Origin of the sequence: Amycolatopsis tucumanensis (assembly GCF_021654135.1) — a bacterium.
GTDB classification, from domain to species: domain Bacteria; phylum Actinomycetota; class Actinomycetes; order Mycobacteriales; family Pseudonocardiaceae; genus Amycolatopsis_E; species Amycolatopsis_E tucumanensis.
In genome coordinates this window covers 22,984-42,608 of sequence record NZ_JAKGSD010000043.1, presented here as the reverse complement: position 1 = coordinate 42,608, position 19,625 = coordinate 22,984, and the positions used below count along the sequence as shown (strand labels likewise).

At 72.0% G+C, this 19,625-nt stretch carries 25 protein-coding genes; 9 read left to right on the top strand and 16 right to left on the bottom strand.

All coding sequences use genetic code 11. The features are described from left to right. Window positions 1-24 precede the first annotated feature (24 nt). The 6 genes from L2C96_RS32145 to arfB all read left to right on the top strand — a co-directional run bounded on the left by L2C96_RS32145 (window position 25) and on the right by arfB (window position 4,903). The gene (locus L2C96_RS32145) at window positions 25-903 is read left to right on the top strand and encodes a Sco1979 family transcriptional regulator (protein ID WP_020421416.1); all 879 of its coding nucleotides are present in this window, start codon (window positions 25-27) and stop codon (window positions 901-903) included. 226 nt (window positions 904-1,129) lie between these two features. Then, on the top strand, window positions 1,130-1,369 hold the full coding sequence (locus tag L2C96_RS32140) for a DUF397 domain-containing protein (RefSeq protein ID WP_020421417.1): 240 nt from the start codon (window positions 1,130-1,132) through the stop codon (window positions 1,367-1,369). Next, window positions 1,356-1,736, top strand: a complete 381-nt coding sequence (locus tag L2C96_RS32135) for a hypothetical protein (RefSeq protein ID WP_237338876.1) — start codon at window positions 1,356-1,358, stop codon at window positions 1,734-1,736. The genes L2C96_RS32140 and L2C96_RS32135 overlap by 14 nt, the downstream gene beginning before the upstream one ends. Before the next feature lie 134 nt (window positions 1,737-1,870). Beyond that, on the top strand, window positions 1,871-3,385 hold the full coding sequence (gene purF, locus L2C96_RS32130; protein WP_020421419.1) for an amidophosphoribosyltransferase: 1,515 nt from the start codon (window positions 1,871-1,873) through the stop codon (window positions 3,383-3,385). Window positions 3,386-3,414: 29 nt separating this feature from the next. Continuing rightward, window positions 3,415-4,485: a phosphoribosylformylglycinamidine cyclo-ligase gene (gene purM, locus L2C96_RS32125; protein ID WP_237338875.1), complete on the top strand. Its 1,071-nt coding sequence runs from the start codon at window positions 3,415-3,417 to the stop codon at window positions 4,483-4,485. Further along, window positions 4,466-4,903 carry an alternative ribosome rescue aminoacyl-tRNA hydrolase ArfB gene (gene arfB, locus L2C96_RS32120; protein WP_237338874.1) on the top strand — a complete coding sequence of 146 codons (438 nt, stop codon included), beginning with the start codon at window positions 4,466-4,468 and terminating at the stop codon, window positions 4,901-4,903. The genes purM and arfB overlap by 20 nt, the downstream gene beginning before the upstream one ends. 80 nt (window positions 4,904-4,983) lie before the next feature. On the opposite strand, the gene L2C96_RS32115 is transcribed toward arfB, so the two are convergent. Both L2C96_RS32115 and L2C96_RS32110 read right to left on the bottom strand, forming a co-directional pair. Further along, a complete protein-coding gene (locus tag L2C96_RS32115) occupies window positions 4,984-5,421 on the bottom strand; it encodes a VOC family protein (protein ID WP_237338873.1) in 438 nt (145 codons plus the stop codon). A gap of 1 nt (window position 5,422) precedes the next feature. Continuing rightward, on the bottom strand, window positions 5,423-5,992 hold the full coding sequence (locus L2C96_RS32110) for a DinB family protein (protein WP_237338872.1): 570 nt from the start codon (window positions 5,990-5,992) through the stop codon (window positions 5,423-5,425). Window positions 5,993-6,053: 61 nt separating this feature from the next. On the opposite strand from L2C96_RS32110, the gene L2C96_RS32105 reads away from it, so the two are divergent. Continuing rightward, window positions 6,054-7,043 carry a helix-turn-helix transcriptional regulator gene (locus L2C96_RS32105; RefSeq protein WP_237338871.1) on the top strand — a complete coding sequence of 330 codons (990 nt, stop codon included), beginning with the start codon at window positions 6,054-6,056 and terminating at the stop codon, window positions 7,041-7,043. A 98-nt stretch (window positions 7,044-7,141) separates the two neighbouring features. Here L2C96_RS32105 and L2C96_RS32100 read toward each other — a convergent pair whose 3' ends face one another. The 3 genes from L2C96_RS32100 to L2C96_RS32090 form a co-directional block, all read right to left on the bottom strand. Next, window positions 7,142-8,032, bottom strand: a complete 891-nt coding sequence (locus tag L2C96_RS32100) for a Gfo/Idh/MocA family protein (RefSeq protein WP_237338870.1) — start codon at window positions 8,030-8,032, stop codon at window positions 7,142-7,144. Window positions 8,033-8,034: 2 nt separating this feature from the next. Then, window positions 8,035-8,895: a 3-hydroxybutyryl-CoA dehydrogenase gene (locus L2C96_RS32095; protein ID WP_084022707.1), complete on the bottom strand. Its 861-nt coding sequence runs from the start codon at window positions 8,893-8,895 to the stop codon at window positions 8,035-8,037. Between the two features lie 97 nt (window positions 8,896-8,992). Further along, window positions 8,993-9,190: a DUF3073 domain-containing protein gene (locus tag L2C96_RS32090; protein WP_017985773.1), complete on the bottom strand. Its 198-nt coding sequence runs from the start codon at window positions 9,188-9,190 to the stop codon at window positions 8,993-8,995. A gap of 198 nt (window positions 9,191-9,388) precedes the next feature. On the opposite strand from L2C96_RS32090, the gene L2C96_RS32085 reads away from it, so the two are divergent. Continuing rightward, a complete protein-coding gene (locus L2C96_RS32085; protein WP_020421426.1) occupies window positions 9,389-10,288 on the top strand; it encodes a DUF8083 family protein in 900 nt (299 codons plus the stop codon). Here L2C96_RS32085 and L2C96_RS32080 read toward each other — a convergent pair. From L2C96_RS32080 to ygfZ, 3 genes are all read right to left on the bottom strand, one after another. Then, the gene (locus L2C96_RS32080) at window positions 10,281-10,493 is read right to left on the bottom strand and encodes a hypothetical protein (RefSeq protein ID WP_237338869.1); all 213 of its coding nucleotides are present in this window, start codon (window positions 10,491-10,493) and stop codon (window positions 10,281-10,283) included. The two genes, L2C96_RS32085 and L2C96_RS32080, sit on opposite strands and share 8 nt — an antisense overlap. Before the next feature lie 61 nt (window positions 10,494-10,554). Then, the gene (locus L2C96_RS32075; RefSeq protein WP_027936357.1) at window positions 10,555-11,115 is read right to left on the bottom strand and encodes an RsiG family protein; all 561 of its coding nucleotides are present in this window, start codon (window positions 11,113-11,115) and stop codon (window positions 10,555-10,557) included. Between the two features lie 49 nt (window positions 11,116-11,164). Further along, a complete protein-coding gene (gene ygfZ / locus L2C96_RS32070; RefSeq protein ID WP_237338868.1) occupies window positions 11,165-12,292 on the bottom strand; it encodes a CAF17-like 4Fe-4S cluster assembly/insertion protein YgfZ in 1,128 nt (375 codons plus the stop codon). A 30-nt stretch (window positions 12,293-12,322) separates the two neighbouring features. Between ygfZ and L2C96_RS32065 the strand changes: the two genes are divergently transcribed. Further along, window positions 12,323-13,168: an aminodeoxychorismate lyase gene (locus L2C96_RS32065; RefSeq protein ID WP_237338867.1), complete on the top strand. Its 846-nt coding sequence runs from the start codon at window positions 12,323-12,325 to the stop codon at window positions 13,166-13,168. Here L2C96_RS32065 and L2C96_RS32060 read toward each other — a convergent pair. The 8 genes from L2C96_RS32060 to L2C96_RS32025 all read right to left on the bottom strand — a co-directional run bounded on the left by L2C96_RS32060 (window position 13,159) and on the right by L2C96_RS32025 (window position 19,594). After that, the gene (locus tag L2C96_RS32060; protein ID WP_237338866.1) at window positions 13,159-14,022 is read right to left on the bottom strand and encodes a 5-oxoprolinase subunit C family protein; all 864 of its coding nucleotides are present in this window, start codon (window positions 14,020-14,022) and stop codon (window positions 13,159-13,161) included. The genes L2C96_RS32065 and L2C96_RS32060 overlap by 10 nt on opposite strands. After that, entirely contained in the window at window positions 14,019-14,630 is a 612-nt protein-coding gene (gene pxpB, locus L2C96_RS32055; RefSeq protein ID WP_020421432.1) for a 5-oxoprolinase subunit PxpB, read from the bottom strand. The genes L2C96_RS32060 and pxpB overlap by 4 nt, the downstream gene beginning before the upstream one ends. 4 nt (window positions 14,631-14,634) lie before the next feature. Further along, window positions 14,635-15,249 carry a heme-binding beta-barrel domain-containing protein gene (locus L2C96_RS32050; protein WP_020421433.1) on the bottom strand — a complete coding sequence of 205 codons (615 nt, stop codon included), beginning with the start codon at window positions 15,247-15,249 and terminating at the stop codon, window positions 14,635-14,637. A 240-nt stretch (window positions 15,250-15,489) separates the two neighbouring features. Beyond that, window positions 15,490-15,798 (bottom strand): DUF1416 domain-containing protein, encoded by a 309-nt coding sequence (locus L2C96_RS32045; protein WP_026153631.1) that lies wholly within the window; start codon window positions 15,796-15,798, stop codon window positions 15,490-15,492. A gap of 2 nt (window positions 15,799-15,800) precedes the next feature. Then, entirely contained in the window at window positions 15,801-16,640 is an 840-nt protein-coding gene (locus L2C96_RS32040) for a sulfurtransferase (protein ID WP_237338865.1), read from the bottom strand. A 39-nt stretch (window positions 16,641-16,679) separates the two neighbouring features. Further along, window positions 16,680-17,111, bottom strand: coding sequence for a DUF4395 domain-containing protein (locus L2C96_RS32035; protein WP_237338864.1), 432 nt, complete (start codon window positions 17,109-17,111; stop codon window positions 16,680-16,682). A 1,159-nt stretch (window positions 17,112-18,270) separates the two neighbouring features. Beyond that, entirely contained in the window at window positions 18,271-18,705 is a 435-nt protein-coding gene (locus tag L2C96_RS32030) for a TlpA family protein disulfide reductase (RefSeq protein WP_020421436.1), read from the bottom strand. A 7-nt stretch (window positions 18,706-18,712) separates the two neighbouring features. Then, window positions 18,713-19,594, bottom strand: a complete 882-nt coding sequence (locus L2C96_RS32025) for an LmeA family phospholipid-binding protein (protein WP_237338863.1) — start codon at window positions 19,592-19,594, stop codon at window positions 18,713-18,715. Window positions 19,595-19,625: the final 31 nt, after the last annotated feature.

Genomic DNA, 19,625 nt, shown 5'->3' with positions numbered 1-19,625 from the left:
GATTTCTGCGAGGAAGGGTCTTTGATGGCTCCCATCGACCTCCCCGGCTCCGAACAGGCCACCGGCCCGACGGCTCGGCGGATGATCCTCGGCACCCAGCTCCGCCGCCTGCGCGAAAAAGCCGGCATCACACGCGCCAAGGCGGCGTGGGAGATCCGCGCGTCCGAGTCGAAGATCAGCCGGATGGAGCTGGGCCGCGTCGGCTTCAAGGAACGCGACGTCACCGACCTGCTGACCATGTACGGCGTCCACGACCCCACCGAGCGGGAGTGGGCCGTCAAGATGGTCAAGGAGTCCAACCAGCCCGGCTGGTGGCACCCCTACAACGACCTCGTGCCCGGCTGGTTCGACAACTACATCGGCCTGGAGGAGGCGGCCTCCCGGATCCGCACGTACGAGCTGATGTTCGTGCCCGGCCTGCTGCAGACCGAGCGCTACGCGCGTGCGGTGATCAGCCACGGCGACCCGGACAGCCGGGACGAGGGCGTCGAGCGCAAGGTGGGCCTGCGGATGCGCCGCCAGAAGCTGCTCACCGGGCCGAAGCCGCCGCGGCTGTGGGCGGTGCTCGACGAGGCCGTGCTGGAGCGCCCGTTCGGCGGCGCCGGTGTCCTGAAGCAGCAGATCAGCCACCTGCTGGAGCTCATCGAGCTGCCCAACGTGACCATCCAGGTCATCCCGTTCGACATGAGCGGGTTCGCCGCGGAAAGCGCCTTCTCGCTGCTGCAGTTCGCCGAGCCGGACCTGCCGAACATCGCCTACGTCGAGCACCTCAACGGCGCGCAGTACCTGGAGAAGCCGGAGGACCTGGAGGTCTACGGCCGCGCCTTCGACCGGCTCGCCGTCGACGCGGAAACACCCGATCGGACGCGGCAGATGCTGTTGAAGAAGCGGGAAGAGCTTTAGGCGAAATGGGTGACGACGAGTAGTCGCAACGAGGCCATCCAGGCCAGTTTTTGTCACCCGATCGAATTACACGCCCCGCACCATTCCTCACCCTCCGATCTGGGATTACTCTCGGCCGTGCACGTGCATTTACCCGTGCAGTAACCAGTGGTAGCGTGATCGCCACAAGGCCAGTGCACGTGCATTTGCACCGCGCAGATGCACTGACCCGGAAGGTTGGGGAAGTATGGCTGAGCAGTTCGTGAATGGCATGCCCGCCGGCGCCCTCACCGGCGCGTCCTGGCGCAAGAGCGCACGCAGCGGAGCCAACGGCAACTGCGTCGAGTTCGCCCAGCTGTCCACGGACCGGTACGCCGTCAGAAACTCCCGCTACCCCGAAGGCCCCGCGCTCATCTACACCCGCGACGAATGGGCCGCGTTCGTCGCGGGGGCGAAGGACGGCGAGTTCGACGATGTCCTCAACTGACACGGCCAAGTCCGTCGACGACCTGCTGCAGGACCTGATCGCCCGCGGATACCAGTTCGTGCACCCGCGCGACGCGAAGGGCGCCGTGATCGCGGTGGTCGGCGTCCGCGCGCACGACGCGGTGATCGACGTCGTCCGCCTCAACGCCGAGGACGACGTGGTCGCCACCCGCATCCCCGGCGACGAGGACGACGTGCTCGCCCCGCGGACGGTGCTGTGGCGCACCACGGGCGAGGCCGCTCCGGTGCTGGACGAACTGCTCGCCCTGCCGGACGATGCCGCGGCGCCGTCGGACGATTCGGCCGGTCGCGGCGGCTGCTGGGTGCCCACCGGCACCGGCCGCTCCACCTGGCTCGCCGCGAGCTGACCCGCGAGCCGCTCCCGTGAGGGGGAGTCGGCGCCCAGTGGTCAGTGGCCAGCGCCACTGACCACTGGGCGTCACTTCGATCGTCCACGACCTACACTTGAGTAGGCCTGCCCTCGTCTCCAGGGAGCACTTTCGTGGTTTCCCACCACATCGACGACCAGCCCGAGCGCGAACCGCGAGAAGAGTGCGGTGTCTTCGGTGTCTGGGCCCCCGGTGAAGAAGTCGCGAAGATGGCCTATTACGGCCTGTACGCGCTCCAGCACCGTGGGCAAGAAGCCGCCGGCATCTCGGTCTCGGACGGCAAGCAGATCGTGGTCTTCAAGGACCTCGGACTGGTCAGCCAGGTGTTCGACGAGCAGGTGCTCTCCTCGCTGCAGGGGCACATCGCGGTCGGCCACTGCCGCTACTCCACCACCGGGTCCTCGACCTGGGAGAACGCCCAGCCGATGTTCCGCCACACGGCGACCGGCAGCGGCATCTCCTTCGCCCACAACGGCAACCTGGTCAACACCGCCGAGCTGCGGGACCGCACCCGCGCCGCGGGCCTCAAACCGCACCGCGAGCTGACCGGCTCCTCCAGCGACTCCGACCTGGTCGTCGGCCTGCTCGCGGACGCCGCCGCGGACAAGGGCACCGAGGCCGCCGCGCTGGACCTGCTGCCCACCCTGCGCGGCGCGTTCTGCCTGGTCTTCGCCGACGAGTCGACGCTGTACGCCGCCCGCGACCCGCACGGCGTGCGCCCGCTGGTGCTGGGCAGGCTGGAGCGCGGCTGGGTCGTCGCGAGCGAGACCGCGGCGCTGGACATCGTCGGCGCGTCGTTCGTCCGCGAGGTCGAGCCGGGCGAGCTGATCGCCATCGACGCCGAAGGCCTGCGGTCCTCGCGCTTCGCGAGCCCGGAGCCCAAGGGCTGCGTGTTCGAGTACGTCTACCTGGCCCGCCCGGACACCTCCATCGCCGGACGCAGTGTGCACGCCACCCGCGTGGACATCGGCAAGCGGCTGGCCGCGGAGAACCCGGTGGAGGCCGACCTGGTCATCCCGGTGCCGGAGTCCGGCACGCCCGCGGCGATCGGGTACGCGCAGGCCAGCGGCATCCCGTACGGCCAGGGCCTGGTCAAGAACGGCTACGTCGGCCGCACGTTCATCCAGCCCTCGCAGACCATCCGCCAGCTGGGCATCCGCCTCAAGCTCAACCCGCTGCGCGACGTGATCCGCGGCAAGCGGCTGGTCGTGGTGGACGACTCGATCGTCCGCGGCAACACCCAGCGCGCCCTGGTGCGGATGCTGCGCGAGGCCGGCGCGCTCGAGGTGCACGTCCGGATCGCGTCGCCGCCGGTGCGCTGGCCGTGCTTCTACGGCATCGACTTCGCCTCCCGGGCCGAGCTGGTGGCCAACGGCGCCGACCTGGAGGGCATCCGCCGCCTCATCGGGGCGGACTCGCTGGGCTACGTGTCGCTGGACAGCCTGGTCGCCGCGTCCGAGCAGCCGAAGACCCGGCTGTGCACGGCCTGCTTCGACGGCCAGTACCCGATCCCGCTGCCCGACGACGCGCTGATCGGCAAGTACGTGCTGGAAGGGCTCGACCCGGCGGATGCCAGGACCGTCACCCAGGCCGGGTACGGTGCTGAGGATGCCGTCCGGCGTCCGTGAGTCCAGTCGAGTTCAGGAGTCCGCTTGCCGTGAGCGAGTCCACGAGCGCAACCTATGCCGCAGCCGGCGTCGACATCGAAGCCGGTGACCAGGCGGTCGAGCTGCTGAAACCGCACGCGGAGCGCGCGAGCAGGCCCGAGGTGCTTGGCGGGGTCGGCGGGTTCGCCGGGTTGTTCTCCCTCAAGCTGGACCGGTGGAAGGAGCCGGTGCTCGCGTCGTCCACCGACGGCGTCGGCACGAAGATCGCGGTCGCCCAGGCGCTCGACAAGCACGACACGGTCGGCATCGACCTCGTCGCGATGGTCGTGGACGACCTGGTCGTCACCGGCGCCGAGCCGCTGTTCCTGCAGGACTACATCGCCGTCGGCCGGGTCGTGCCGAAGAAGATCGCCGCGCTGGTCGCGGGCATCGCCGAGGGCTGCGTCCAGGCGGGCTGCGCGCTGCTGGGCGGCGAGACCGCCGAGCACCCCGGCCTGATGGGCGAGCACGACTACGACATCTCGGCCACTGGGGTCGGCGTGGTCGAGGCGTCCGAGGTGCTCGGGCCGGAGCGGGTGCGCCCCGGTGACGTGGTCATCGGCATGGGCGCGTCCGGGCTGCACTCCAACGGTTACTCGCTGGCCAGGCACGTGCTGCTGGAGATCGCGCGGATGCCGCTGGAGGGGCACGTCGAGGAGTTCGGCCGCACCCTCGGCGAGGAGATGCTCGAGCCCACCCGGATCTACGCGAAGGACTGCCTGGCGCTGGCCGCCGAGGCCGACGTGCGCACGTTCGCGCACATCACCGGCGGCGGGCTGGAGGCCAACCTGGCGCGGGTCATCCCGGCCGGGTTGCGCGCCGAGCTGGAGCGCAGCACCTGGACGCCCGCGCCGGTGTTCGCGTTGATCCAGCAGCGCGGCAAGGTCGAGCGGGCCGAGATGGAGAAGACGTTCAACATGGGCGTCGGCATGGTCGCGGTGGTCGGGTCCGAGGACGTCGACCGGGCGCTGGCCGTGCTGACCGCGCGGCACGTGCCGGCGTGGGTGCTGGGCGAGATCCGCACGACCGAGGACACCGAGGCCCCGCGCGCGGTGCTGACCGGTGACCACCCCCGGTTCTGACCTGCAGGTTTCCCGGCGGCTGGTGATCCCGGCCGCCGAGCTGCGCGAACGGTTCTCCCGCTCGTCCGGGCCGGGCGGTCAGGGCGTGAACACCACGGACTCGCGGGTCGAGCTGTCGTTCGACGTGGCCGGGTCGCCGTCCATCCCGGACGACCTGCGGCCGCGGCTGCTGGAGCGGTTGCGGTCGCGCCTGGTCGACGGGGTGCTGACGATCGCGGCCGGCGAGCACCGCGCGCAGCTGGCCAACCGCGAAGCCGCCCGCGAGCGGCTGGTCGCGGTCCTGCGCGCGGCGGCCGCGCCACCCCCGCCGCCGCGCCGCCCCACCAAGCCGTCGCGTGGTGCCAAGGAGCGACGGCTGGCGGAGAAGAAGCGCCGGGGCGACGTCAAGCGCGGCCGTCGCGGAAGGTTCGAGTATTAGGGTCCGGCTCGCCCGTCCCGCGTCACGGCCGGCGCCCGGCGACCGCGAGCACCCGCTGCCCGGGCGAACTCGTCCAGCACTCAGTCCAGGCAGAACTCGTTGCCCTCGATGTCGGCCATGACGATGTGCCCGAACGCCATCGGCGGCGCGGGCTCGTGGCGGTGGATCCGCTTCGCGCCGTGGGTGGTCAGTCGTTCGGCTTCCGCTTCCAGCGCTGCCATCCGCTCGTCGCCCTGGAGGCCGGGGGCCGCGCGCACGTCGAGGTGCACCCGGTTCTTCACCGTCTTGCCCTCCGGCACCTTCTGGAAGAACAGCCGCGGGCCCTTGCCGTCCGGGTCAACCACAGCGGACGCGTCGTTGCGCCGCTCCGGTGGCACGCCCATCGCCTCCAGCGCCTGTTCCCACGAGTCGAACCCGGCGGGCGGGGCCTGCAGCTCGTAGCCGAGCGCCTCGGCCCAGAACGCGGAGACCGCGGCCGGGTCGGCGCAGTCGAAGGTGACCTGGATTTCGCGGGCCATGTCAGTTCGCCTCCTGGCGGATCCGGGTGTGCAGGTACAGGTCGCGCAGCAGCGACACTTCGGACAGGTGGTGGATCAGCTCGCGGTTGATGTGCAGGACCAGCGCGGCCATCGGCCACTCGGCGTACGGCCCCTCGGCCTCGCCGCACGGGCGCGCGAGGCCCTCTTCGCCGAGCGACTCCACACCCTTCATCCACATCGCGTACTCGGCGTCGAGCTGGGCGAGCGCCTCGGCGGCGGTCGGCGCGTACTTGAACGACTGGTAATCGGTGGGGGTGCGGCCGAAGTGGGCGGCGTTGCGCATCGCGAGCACGCCGACGATCACGTGCCCGAGGCGCCAGGCGATCGTCGTGATCGGGGCCGGGTCGGGTTCCGGGAACGCGAAGTCGATGGTCACCGACCCGGACCCGGCCTGCAGCGGCGCGGTGCCGGTGCCACGCGGGCGCACGTTCCAGCTGTCCGGCGCGGGCTCCCAGAAGTACTCGTCGTCGGTGAGGCCGGCGAGGCGGTCACGCAGCTGGTGGGTCCAGTGCCAGTCGATCTGGTCGCGGAGCAGTCGGTTGAGGTTCATGGCGACAGCATGCAACCAATAGCGGACAGGTTCCTTCCGCGATCTGTGGAACCATTCCGGCATGAGCGTGGAAGCCACCGTCGAGCGGGTGTTGCGGCTGCTGGCGCTGCTGCAGCGGCGGCCGTCCTGGACCGCCGCCGAACTCGCGGCCGAGCTGGGCGTCACCGATCGCTCGGTGCGGCGTGACGTCGAACGGCTGCGCGCGGTCGGCTACCCGGTGCACGCCACCGCGGGTGTCGGCGGCGGTTACCAGCTCGGCGCGGGCACCCGGCTGCCGCCGCTGCTCCTCGACGACGAAGAGGCCATCGCGACCGCCGTGTCGCTCCGGCTGGCCTCCGGCGGCACGGTCGCCGGGGCAGGTGACGCGGCACTGCGGGCGCTCGCGAAGCTCGACCAGGTCATGCCACCCCGGCTGCGTGCCGAGGTGCGGGCGGTGCACGGCGCCACCGAAACGCTGGTGGCCGGCATCGAGATCGACGCGGAACTGCTGGTCACGCTCGCCCGCGCGTGCCGGGACGCGGTGCGGGTGCGGTTCCGGTACTCCAGCCGGGGCAGCGAGGACCTGGAGCGCACGGTCGAGCCGGTGCGCATGGTCGCCACAAACCGCCGCTGGTACCTGATGGCCTGGGACCTCGACCGCGACGACTGGCGCACCTTCCGGCTGGACCGGATGCGCGAGGTGACGGCGACGACCTGGCGCTTCCGACCGCGGGAGCACCCCGACCCGGTGGCGTACGTGCAGCGGTCGGTCAGCGCCGCGCCGTACCGCTACCTCGCCAAGGTGCGGCTGCGGGCCAGCGCCGAGGAGGTGCGGGACCTGGTGCCGCCGCAGGTCGGGCGCGTCGAGGAGGACCGGGACGGGTGGTGCCTGCTCGTCGCGGGCGGTGACCAGCTGGACTGGCTGGCCGTGCACGTGGCCCGGCTGGGCTACGAGGCGGAGATCCTCGAACCGCCGCAGCTGCGCGAGGCCGCGGCCCGGCTCGCCGAACGCGTCGCCGCGATGGCCGGGGAGCCTCAGACCCCCACCGGGCGCTTGCCGGGCGCGGACTGACGCGGCGGGCTCCGCCGGCAGGCCGGGAACCGCCACGCGAACAGGGCGGACGGACCGCCGATGATCGTGACGGGAAAACGGCAGGTCCGGATCGTGTGTCAGCGCGCGAGTGACAGGGCGCTTTCCAGCAGCCGCTGGATGTGCAGGCCGCGGTGCACGTCGCACGGGTGGGAGGTGGTGCCGGTGTCGACCATCGCCGCGAAGTCGTCCAGCATCGCGGTGTAGGACTGGGCGGCGCCGCCCTCCTTGCGGCCCAGCGTGCGGTAGCCGTGCTCGCCGTAGACCGCGAACTCGACGACCGTCGGCCGCATCGGCAACCGCAACGACAACGTCGCCGAGCTCAGCGCGCCACCCGCGTGCTCGAACACCACGTGCCACAGGTCGCTCGGCCCGCGATGCGCCGAGCGCACCCGCTCGATCGTGCCGAGCGCGGCGTCGAGCAGGTCGAAGGCGTGCGGCCCGACGTCGGCCAGCGTGCCGCCGTCCGCCTGCCGCCACGGCGAAGCCGCGTACGCGCCGCCAAGCAGACCGCCGGACAACCACCGCACGCCACCGCCGCTCCAACCGCCAGCCGCGGCGAGACCGGCCAGCCAGTCCCGCGTCGCGGTGGCGTAGCGCAGGGTCAGCATCACCAGGCTCGCCACGCCCGCGCCGTCCACGGCGTCGGCCAGCCGTTCGGCGCCCGCGACGTCCGCGGCGATCGGCTTCTCCAGGATGACGTGCTTGCCCGCCTTGGCCGCCTCGACCGCCAGCTCGGCCTGCGTCGACGGCGGCACCGCGAAGGCGACGGCGTCGACCTGGCCGAGCAGGTCGTCCAGGCTGGTGCACACCTCGGCGTCGTACGGCTGCGCCAGCTCCCGCGCGGCCTCCTCGCGGCGCGTGAACACCGCGCTCAACCGCGTCGACGGGTGGTCGGCCAGGCCGGGCGCGTGCACGGTGCGGGCCCATGGACCCGCGCCGACCAGCCCGACGCGCAGCGGTTCGTCCACGATCAGGAGTAGGAGTAGAAGCCGCGGCCGCTCTTCTTGCCCAGCAGCCCGGCGTCGACCATGCGCAGCAGCAGCGGCGGCGGCGAGTAGAGGGGCTCCTTGAACTCCTCGTACATCGACTCCGCGATCGCCTTGATCGTGTCCAGACCGATCAGGTCGGACAGGCGCAGCGGCCCCATCGGGTGCGCGGTGCCCAGCTCCATGCCGCGGTCGATGTCCTCGGCCGAGGCGAAGCCCGACTCGATCATCCGGATCGCCGACAGCAGGTACGGCACGAGCAGCGCGTTCACGATGAACCCGGCGCGGTCCTGCGACCGGATCACGGTCTTGCCGAGCGAGCCGGTGACGTGCTCGTCCGCGCGCTTCACGGTGTCCTCACCGGTCAGCAGCGACGGCACCAGCTCGACCAGCGGCAGCACCGGGACCGGGTTGAAGAAGTGGATGCCGATCACCTGCTGCGGACGGCTCGTCGCCATGCCCAGCTTCATGATCGGGATGGATGAGGTGTTGGAGGCGAACACCGCGTCCGGCCGCTCGACGATCTTGTCGAGCGAGCGGAACACCTCGACCTTCGCCTGCTCCTGCTCGATCACGGCCTCGATCACGAGGTCGCGGTCGGCGAAGGAGGCGATGTCGGTGGTGAAGGTGAGCCGCCCGAGCGCCGCGTCGGCGTCCTCGGCGCTCAGCTTGCCCGCCTTTACCGCGCGTTGCAGCGACTTCTCGATGCGCGCGCGACCGGCGTCGAGCGCCGGCTGGTTCACCTCGGTGATCGTCACGTCCGCACCCGCACGCGCGTGCACCTCGGCGATCCCGGAGCCCATCAAACCGGCTCCGACCACGCCTACTCGCTGGATGTCCGCCATCGCACCTCTCCAGTTCCGGCGCCCGACGACGCATGACACAGCACACGAGGGCGGGTTCCGGTCACGACCGGACCCACCCTCGTGTGCTGGTCAGACGTCAACGACGGTAGTCGTCGTACTCGTCGGCGTACGGGTCGTACGGGTCCTCGTACTTCTCGTCCTCTTCACGAGGATGAGAATTGGAGGACTGTCCTGACAGCTCGCGCTGAAGCGCAGCGAAATCTGTGTCGGGAGTGCTGTACTTGAGCTCTCGCGCCACCTTCGTCTGCTTGGCCTTGGCCCGGCCGCGCCCCATGGCTCGACCCCCTCGCACAGGGAACGGGGCGGCCGGGGGAATCGGCGGCCCCGCATCGTCTCGACAATTGGTTCCTGGTGACACCGTACCCTGTCCGAGGGGTCCAATGCGACGTGGCTTCGTGTGCTTGTCACGACAGTGTCGGGGATTGCGCCGGTCGGTGGTCGCGACCGGGCGGCGACGTGCCACGATTCAACGGTGCTCCGACCGTTCGTGGCCTACCTCCGGGTGTACGAGCCCCTGTCCGCGTTCGGCGACCCTCCCCCCGCGGGGCTGCGCAAAGCCGTCGAACAGGCCCAGCTGAGCCGCGCGGCCGCCGCCGAGCGGGAACAGCTCATGTGGCTGAAGTCACAGACCACGAGTCCCGTCCGTTTGCTGCCGGGCGAGTTGCCCGGCGGGCGCGCGCTGCCGAGTTCCGACGTGCTGGTGCTCGACCCGGCCGAGGTGCCCACCGACACCGGCGCGAAGGTCGGGCCCGGCCCGCTCGTGTGCCCGCTGGAGGTGCGGGCCCGCTCCGCCGCGGCGCTGGTGAGCTTCCTCGGCGACGCGCACCCGTCGCTGCACGCCGCGGTGATCGACTCGACCGGGGTGAGCGAGGAGAAGCTGAAGGCCAGGGCCAGCTCGGCGCTCGGTGATCTGCCGCAGGCCGCCGTGCACGTCCTGTCCACCACCTGGACCGTGCCGCTGCCGTGGTTCGCGCTGGTCGACCCCAAGCACCGCAGGCTGAACCTGGGCTCGGGCCCGGACGACCCGGAGCGCGAGGTCTCCTGGCGCGTGGCGATGGGCGACGCGACCCAGCGGGTGGCCGAGGCGCGGGAGCTGGTGGAGGAGACCCTCGGCGACTCCGGCCCGGCGCGGATCCTGGCGGAGACCGCCCGGTGGCTGACGAACTTCGACCCGGCGTCGGCGGTCGAGCTGGACTACGGCGGGCTGGTGCAGCTGATCGCCGACCCGGTGCTGGAGTCGGACACCAGCGCGGAGGAGGTGCACAGCATCATGGACGCCCTGCGCTCCGGCGACGTCGAGCAGATCGCCGAGCTGTTCACCGACCTGCGTGACTACTGGAGCGAGCTGGCGGCCCGGGAGCACTTCAACTAGGACGACCGCACCGCGGTGACGAACCGGACGTCGCCGGAAACCAGGCGGCCACGTCGTCGGGCTCGCCGGGCCGCCCCAGCGGCACCCCGGCCCGGTAGGCGACGTCGCCCACGGTGTGCACGGTGATCTGCCGCCGGTCGGCCCCGGCGGGGTCGGTCACGTCGGCGGCGGTGCGGCCACCGGCCCGGGTGATCTCGGCGACCACCTTGCCGGCGCCGTCGTGGTCGCTGCGGGCCGCGGGACGCCCCGGTGAACCGGGGCGATCGTCAGGCGTCGTCGGCGCGTTCGGCGGCCAGCAGGTCGTCCACGTTGGCCGAGCCCTTCGCGTAGCGGGCGGCGATCTCGGCGTTCAGCTGGTCCACCACGGCCTGCACCTCGCGACGGCGCTGCGACACCGACGCCTCCTCGCCCCGGTAGTCGTCGAGGGTCGCGGCCAGCTTCTCGTCCGAGAGCGCGCCCACGTCGGTCAGGTCGGCGTTGCCCACCAGCGCCTCGGCCTGGCGCCGGTACTCGCCGGCGCGGGAGGGCTCCAGCTGCTGGTACCGCCCCGAGCCGCGCGCCGGGCGCAGCGCGTTGTCGGACAGGATCGTGGCGAGCTGGTCCACGATGCTCTCGCCGCCGGAGCGCCGCCGCTCCTGCTCGGCCCGCACGATGTCGATCCGCGCGTGCAGCAGCCGCCGCAGGTAGGAGAGATCGGTCTCCTCCTGGGCAGCCTCGTCCCGGCGCTCACGCAGCTGCCCGAGCGACAGGTCGGCGAGACCCCGCACGTAGGCGGGGTCCAGGACACGGTCGATGCGACGGCGTCCGCCCGGCCGGACTTCGATCACCGGGACATAGTGCTCCATGCCGGGCCCCGGCGCCAGGGCGGGTGCGTTATCACCCGCGCAGGCGAGCGGCGGCCTCCCGGCCCGGCGCGGCGCCCTCGGCGGGCACCGAATCGGGGTCGACCGCGGCCTGCACGACCCGGTCCTCGTCCCCGGCGAGCAGCTCGGCGTCCACCGGCGCGGACCGCTTGACCAGGGCCAGCGCGATCGGGCCCAGCTCGTGGTGCTGCGCGACGCTGCCGACCCGCCCGACGACCCGGTCGCCGAGTTTCACCGGGTCCCCGGTCTCCGGGTAGATCTCCGGCGAGCCGTCCAGGTGCAGCAGCACCATCCGGCGCGGCGGGCGGCCGACGTTGAACACCTTCGCCACGGTCTCCTGCCCGCGGTAGCAGCCCTTGGCGACGTGCGCGGCGCTGCCGATCCAGTTCACCTCGTGCGGGATCGTCTTCGCGTCGGTGTCCACACCCAGCCGCGGCCGCAGCGACTCGACCCGCAACGCGTCGAACGCCCACGTGCCCGCCGGGCGCGCGCCCGCGTCGGTGATGCGGCGCCACCAGTCGGCCAGCTCGTCGCGCGGCACGGCCAGGTCCACGCTGGACCGTCCGGGCCAGGGCATGCGCCGGGCGAAGCCGCGGCCGACCGGCACGACGGAGTACGGCTCGGCGCCCAGCTCGATGTCCAAAGCGGACAGCACCCGGCCCGCCTCCGGGCCGAGCACGGTTAGGATCGCCAGCTCGTCCCTGACGTCCTTGATCTCCACCTGGGACCAGAACTTCATCGCTTCGAGGTACTCGCGCAGGGTCTGCTTGCCGCCCTTGGGCAGCGCGCTGGTCGCCTCCGGCCCCGGGTCGGTGTCCAGGTACACGGCCTCCCCGACGTGCGCGAGGACCATGTGGGTGTCGACGTGCCCCTGGCTGTCCAGCACCAGCGCCTCGGTGCCGGTGCCCTCGGCCAGCTCGGTGACGTGCTGCGAGATCACCAGGTGCAGCCAGGACAACCGCTCCGGGCCGGTCACCTCCAGCACCTCGCGGTGCGAGCGGTCGACGACGGCGACGCTGCGCGCGGCGGTGCGCTGCTCGGCGAACGGGTCGCCCCAGTGCCAGGGCACGCCCTGCTCGGGGTGGTCGTCCGGCGGCGCGATGGCGCCCGGCGCGGCGAGGAGCGGAGAAACGAGCGGCATACCCCGATGTTAGGTGAGTACGGTGACCGCATGCGCGTACTCGCTTTCCTGAACGGGAACCTGGCCGATCCGGACGAACCGCACATCCGGGTCGAAGACCTCGGCCTGATGCGCGGCGACGGCGTCTTCGAAACGGTCCTGGTAGCCGACGGCAAGGCACGCGAGCTGCGCCCGCACCTGGACCGGATGGCGCGGTCGGCGTCCATGCTGGATCTGCCGGAGCCGGACGACGCGGCGTGGCAGCGGGCCGCGCAGGCGGTGATCGACAACTGGGCAGGCGGCCGTGAGTTCGCGCTGAAGCTCGTCTACACCCGCGGCACCGACCCCGAGGGGGAGCCGACGGCCTTCGCGCTCGGGATCGAAATCGACCCGAAGGTGTTGCGCGCCCGCGACGAGGGGGTCGCCGTGGTGACCCTGGAACGCGGCATCGACGCGGGGCTGGCCGAGCGCGCGCCGTGGCTGCTGCTGGGCGCGAAGTCGCTGTCCTACGCGGTCAACATGGCCGCCGTGCGGGAGGCCGCCCGCCGCGGCGCGGACGACGTGATCTTCACCGCCAGCGACTTGAACTCCGTCCTGGAGGGCCCGACGTCGAACGTGATCGTGGCGCGCGGCGGGACGCTCTACACGCCGCCGGCCGGCATCGGCATCCTGCCCGGCACCACGCAGGCGGCGGTGTTCCGCGCCGCCGAGCGGGCGGGCTGGTCGACCAAGATCGAGATGATCCGGACGCCCGACCTGCACACCGCCGACGGGGTGTTCCTCGCGTCGTCGGTGCGCAAGCTGACCCGCGTGCACACCCTGGACCACCAGCCGCTGCGCGACTCCTCGGCGATCCACGCCGAGCTGGCGCAGGCCTACGAAGCCCTCTACGCGTAGGGGCGGAAGCGGATGGTCGTGCCCGGCCGGGCCTGCGCGAGCGCGGGCAGCGCCCGCGGCACGACGACGGCGATCACCGGGTAGCCGCCGGTGGTCGGGTGGTCGGCGAGGAACACCACCGGCAGGCCGTTCGGCGGCACCTGGATCGCGCCGGTGATCACGCCCTCGCTGGGCAGTTCCTCGCCCTCGCGCGCGCCGGTGCGCCGCAGCGCGGGACCGTCCAGGCGCAGGCCGACGCGGTTGGACTCACTGGTCACGGTCCACGGCACGGACAGCTGGTGGGCGGCGTCGCCGAACCAGTCGTCGCGCGGGCCGAGCACGACCGGGACGACCAGGGCGGGCGGGTTCGGCGGGGCGGTGACGGTGTCCGCGCCGTCCGGGATCCCGGCAGGCGCGCCCAGCGGCATCACGTCACCCGGCTCCAGTGGCGGCGGCCCGATCTCGGACAGCACGTCGCGCGAGCGGCTGCCCAGCTCGGGTTCGACGTCGATGCCGCCGGAGACGGCGAGGTAGCAGCGCAGGCCGGTGTCCGGCCGCCCGATGGTCAGGGTCTGCCCGGCGGCGAGGTGGACCGGCACGTGCGAGCCCGCCGGGCGGCCGTCGACGGCGACGGCGACTGGCGGGCCGGTGACCGCGACCGTGCAGGACGCGCGGGCCGTCACGGTGAGCCCGCCGAGCAGCGCCTCGATCCCGGCCGCGCCCTCCGGGTTGCCGACGAGCCGGTTCGCCAGCCGCAGTGCCGGGACGTCGAGGGCGCCGGACGGCGGCACGCCGAGGTGCGCGTGCCCGGGGCGGCCGAGGTCCTGCACGAGCGCGAGCGGACCGGTCGCGACGACCTCCAGCGCGCGGCTCACCCGATCCTCCGGAACCGCACGCGGTCGCCGGGCGCGAGCAGGGCGGGCCGCTCGGCGCGGCTGTCGAACAGGACGGCGTCGGTGTGCCCGAGCAGGCGCCACCCGCCGGGCGACGAGCGCGGGTAGACGCCGGTGAACTCGCCCGCGATGGCGACCGACCCGGCCGGGACGCGCGTGCGTGGAGTGTCCAAACGCGACTGGCGGAGCGGTTCGGGCAGCCCGGTGAGGTAGCCGAAGCCGGGGGCGAACCCGGTGAACGCGACGGTGTAGGTGGCGCCGGTGTGCAGTTCGACGACCTCGGCGGCGGTGATGCCCGCGGTGCGTGCGACCAGGTCGAGGTCCTCGCCGTCGTAGCGGACGTCGATGGTGATCTCCCGCGGCTCGCCGCCGTCCCCGCCGTCCAGGTCGGCCGATTCCACGAGCCTGCGGGCCTGCTCGAGCGCGCGTGTGCCCGGCCGGGCGGCGATCAGGACCGTGCGCGCCCCCGGCACGACCTCGACCAGATCGGGCAGTCCCGCGGCGACCACGGCGGCGCGGACGGCGCTCATCTCGGCGAGCGACTCGCACTCGACGAGCGCGGCGTCCGGGCCGTAGCGCAGCCAGCGCACGAGGTCAGCCGACCACGCGCTTCAGGTAGAGGGACACGTGCGGCTGCATGGGCTCGCCGACCATCGCGCGCTCCTCGACGTAACCGAGGTCGCCGTTGTTGACCAGGCCGTAGAGCCGCTGTGCGCCGGTGACCTCCTTGGCCGTGGAGGTGCGCACGACCGCGTCGGTGCCCAGCTCCCAGGACGTCTGGGTGCGCGGCTTGCCGTAGAAGACCTCGATGATGCCGGTGTTGTGGGCCAGCAGCAGCTCGATCGTGTCGTCGGCCTGCGGGCGCCACCAGCCGACCTCGCGGGCGGCGGCGCGGACCACGTTGCCGTCGTCGTCGAGCAGCCAGGACCGGGCCTCGTGGTAGAGGAACGGGCGGCCGTCGTGCGCGATGGTGAGCTGCTGCGCGATCCGCCGCGGACCCTCGATGGTCGGGTAGTTGACCTCGCCCTCCCCGCGCCACACGCCGACGAGCGGCAGCAGCGCCAGGCAGGCGTCGTTCAGGTTCGCGCCCTCGCGCAGGTTCGCGGTGTCCACCGGGATCGGCAGGTCGTCGAACTGCGGCAGGTTGCGCCCGCGCGTCGACTCGGCCCGTTCGGCGGCGGCTGCGACGGCGTCATCGCCGGATGTCATCGGTCAGCGCTGGTCGGCGTACAGCCGGTAGACGACGTACACGGTGAACCAGAGGATCGCGATGCCGGCGAGCACCAGCAGCGTCGTAAACAGGATCTCCACGTCCAGCAGGATAGCCGCCGGCAGGGGGTTCGCTCGCCCCGCACCCGCGTGGTGAGCACCACGCCCGGCGCCGGGTTCGTCCGGGTACGACGACGGCCACCCCCGCGGCGTGCGCGGGGGTGGCCGTCGAGGGTGGAATCAGCCGACCGAGATCGCGACCTGGTGCAGGCCGGGGCCTTCGGCGGTCACCGAGGCTTCGCCGTTGCCCGAGCGGTGCAGGGCACGCACCGTCCAGGCGCCGGGCGCGGCGTAGAACCGGAAGTCGCCCTCCGGGGAGGCCTGGACCTCGCCGGCGAAGTCGCCGTCACCGTTCAGCAGGCGCACGTAGGCGCCGCCGACCGGGCCGTCGCCGCCGACGACCTTGCCGGCCACCACGACCTGACCGTTGGTGTCGATGTCCGCGGGCGTAGCCGTCTGGACCGGCGCGCCGCAACCGTCAGCACTCATCGTCACTTCCCCGTTCCGGTTTCGATCGGCACGCCGACCAGCGAGCCGTACTCGGTCCACGAACCGTCGTAGTTCTTCACGTCCTCGAGCCCGATCAGCTCGTGCAGCGCGAACCAGGTGTGGCTGGAGCGCTCACCGATGCGGCAGTAGGCGATGGTCGCCTTGGACGTGTCCAGGCCCGCCTCGTTGTAGAGCTCAATGAGCTCCTCGGCGGTCTTGAAGGTGCCGTCCTCGTTCGCGGTCTTGGCCCACGGCACGTTCAGCGCCGTCGGGATGTGGCCGCCGCGCTGCGCCGACTCCTGCGGCAGGTGCGCCGGGGCCAGCAGCTTGCCGGAGAACTCGTCGGGCGAGCGGACGTCGACCAGGTTCTTGGTGCCGATCGCGTCGACGACCTCGTCGCGGAAGGCGCGGATCGAGGTGTCCGGCTCCTTGGCGGCGTAGTTGGTGCGCTCGCGCTTGACCTCGTCGGAGGTCAGCTCGCGGCCGTCCAGCTCCCACTTCTTGCGGCCGCCGTCGAGCAGCTTGACCTTGTCGTGGCCGTACAGCTTGAAGTACCAGTACGCGTAGGCGGCGAACCAGTTGTTGTTGCCGCCGTACAGGACGACCAGGTCGTCGTTGGAGATGCCCTTCTCCGACAGGAGGGCCTCGAAGCCCGCCTTGTCGACGAAGTCGCGGCGGACCGGGTCCTGCAGCTCGGTCTTCCAGTCGATCTTGACCGCGCCGCGGATGTGGCCGCCGTCGTAGGCGGTGGTGTCCTCGTCCACCTCGGCGAAGACCACGCCGGGGGTGTTCAGGTTCTCCTCGGCCCACTGCGTGGTGACCAGGACGTCTTCACGGCTCATGAGAGCACTACTCGCTTTCTTCTTCTCGTGGGTGGACTGTCAGGAAGCCTGGCTCGGCGCCACGCGCCGGATCAGGAGGTACATCTCGCAGCCGAGGCAGAAGTTGAAGGCCGCGTTGAGGAACGCCGCGAACAGCGCGAACGCCGTCGCGACGATGCCGAGCGCGGTGACCCCGGTGGCGTAGCCGATGGTGCCGACCAGCGCGAACACGAACCCGACCGCCTGGGCGAACCGCAGCGGCGCCGCGTCCTCCCGCTCGGACGTCGGCGCGAGCCGGGGCGCCACGAGGTAGCGGTAGAGCAGCGAGTACGGGGCCGGCTTGAGCCCGATGAACGCGCCGATCGCGAACACGACCGTCTGGACGGCCAGCAACGGCCACCAGCCCGTGATCAGGACCACCGCGAGCACGACGGTCGTGATGACGGCCGCGAAGCGCGGTCCACGGGGGTCTACGGCTGGGCCTGCTGACATGTCACCTCCCTGGCGGGGCGCGCGTGAGCGCGCGTCGGAATGGGTTTTTCCGGCGGGGGGAGAAGCGGGTACGGCTGAGGCGGACCCGCTAGGGCAGACACAGGCTGCTGCGCACGCGGCAGAAGTCGACCGCGCGACGTTGCGTCAGCAGAGTGAGGGGCAGCCTGCACACGAGCGTCAGGCTACCCGGACGTCCCTGAAAGTGGGAGTGGCGTCCACCCAGTGAGAGCATTCCCACGATCCAAGAAAGAAATTCGGCCCAGGTCAGCGGTGTGTGACTGGGTCACGCACGCCGGGAGGGGCGGCGTGGGGGCCGGGAGCAGCGTGGTCGGCGGCTTGTCGCTCCGTCGCGCGGGCCGGAAGGTGCGGCGCGAGGGTCACCAACAGCCCGGCCAGCGGCGTGTGGCTCCGCGACGCGGGCCGGAAGGTGCAGCACCAGGGCCACCAGCAGCGCGGCCAGCGGCAAGTCAATCCGCCACACCCGCCGGAAGGCGCGGCGCGAGGGCACCCTCAACGCAGCCAGCGGTAGGTCACTCCGCCACCCGCGCCGGGCGGCGCGGCACGTGGGCGTTCTCAGCGCAGGCCAGTGGCGTGTCAGTCCGTTACCGCGATGGGAGGTGCGGCGCGAGGGCCTCCAACAGCGCGGCCAGCGGGCGTGTCAATCCAGTCACACCCGCCGGAAGGCGCGGCGCGAGGGCCCCTCAGCGCAGCCAGCGGTAGGTCACTCCGCCACCCGCGCCGGACGGCGCGGCACGTGGGCGTTCTCAGCGCAGGCCAGTGGCGTGGCAGTCCGTTACCGCGCTGGGAGGTGCGGCGCGAGGGTCACCAACAGCCCGACCAGCGGCAGGTGGCTCCGCGACGCGGGCCGGAAGGTGCAGTACCAGGGCCACCGGCAGCGCGGCCAGCGGCAAGTCAATCCGCCACACCCGCCGGGAGGTGCGGCGCGAGGACACCCTCAACGCAGCCAGCGATATGTCTCTCGCCACCCTCGCCGGGAGATGCGGCGCGAGGGCACCCTCAGCGCACCCAGCGGCATGTCTCTCCACCAACCGCGCCGGACGGCGCGGCATGTGGGCGTTCTCAGCGCAGCCGGCGGCGTGTCAGCCGATCACACCCGCCGGAAGGCGCGAGGGCCCACTCAGCCCAGCTCAGCGGCGTGTCAGTCCGTCACCCGCGCCGGGAGGTGCGGCGCGAGGGCCTCCAGCAGCGCGGGCGCCTTCGGCACGCCGCCGACTCGCAGCAGCTCGGTGCCGTCGGAGTCGTAGGCGATCGTGGTCGGCGTGCGCAGCACACCCAGCGCCTGCGCGACCTCCGGCTGGTTCGTCACGTCCAGCTCGACGTGGTTCAGGCCGTCGGTGCGCTCGGCCAGCGGGCCGAGCAGGGCGCGGGTGTGCCGGCACGGGGTGCAGAACGTGGTGGAGATCTGCACCAGGGTGACGCGGGCGCCGGTGTCGAGCACCGCCGCGACCGGCTCGGGCAGCCCGGCCGCGGGCGCCCGGCGAGCCGCCCGGACGCGACCGTTGCGCGCCTTGAGCAGCCCGCCGGCGACCGCCGCGACCACCAGCGTGCCGAGCACGACCCACACGCCCGTCATCCGCGCCTCACCCTCCGGTAGAGCTGGTCGCCCCGCTGAACGTCACGTTCTTGGCCTCGCCCTTGATGGTGACCGAACCGCTGTTCACCTGTACCGCCGTCGGGGTGACCTCGAACGGGAGGTTGCCGGTGTCGATCGTGGCCTTGAAGTTCGGCAGCAGGGCCTGCTGCACAGCTTCGGGAACAACGGTCGTCTCCTTGTCATTCCCGTACTGCAGCCGCTTGGGCACGATGTCGATCGCCGTGCCGTGCAGTTCGATCATCGCGAAGCAGAAGATCTCCAGCTGCTGGCCCGCGATCTGCACGTACCCGGAGATGCGGATGCCGGCCCTGGACTTGTCCTGCTCCTCCTCCGTCGTGCCGTCCTGGCCCTGCTGGTCGCCGCCGGAGCCGCTGTCCGTGCCGCTCTCGGCGTCCTGGCCGGTCTCCACGTACTCGATGCTCGACGGCTCGATCCGCAGGTCGTCGACCTTGGTCAGCGGGTCCACCTTGTTGATGTCGCTGGCCTTGATCGTGACCTGGGCCTCCAGGCGTCCGATGTCGATCGCGTCGGTGTTGCCGTTCACCAGGTCCGACAGCGGCGCCGTGACGTCGTAGAGGTCGGCCGTCACACCGACGTCCTGCAGGTCCTTGATCGGCACCCCGGACGCGGACAGTGAGATGTGCCCGTAGTCGCCGCCGATCGCCTGCGTGGTGAACGGGAAACCGTGGATCGTCACGGACGGGTCGTCGCTCAGCTTCAGCTGCTCGCGGGCCTTCTGCGACACCGTGTGCTCGGCGTACGCGGCGAGCCCGAAATCGGCCCCGACCAGGAGCGCGAGCAGCACGACGAGACTGATGACGATGCGGCGGGCTCGGCGTCCACGGCGGCGCGATCCCGCTGGTGGCACGGCTCGGTCCTGGGTCGCAGGTCTGCTCACT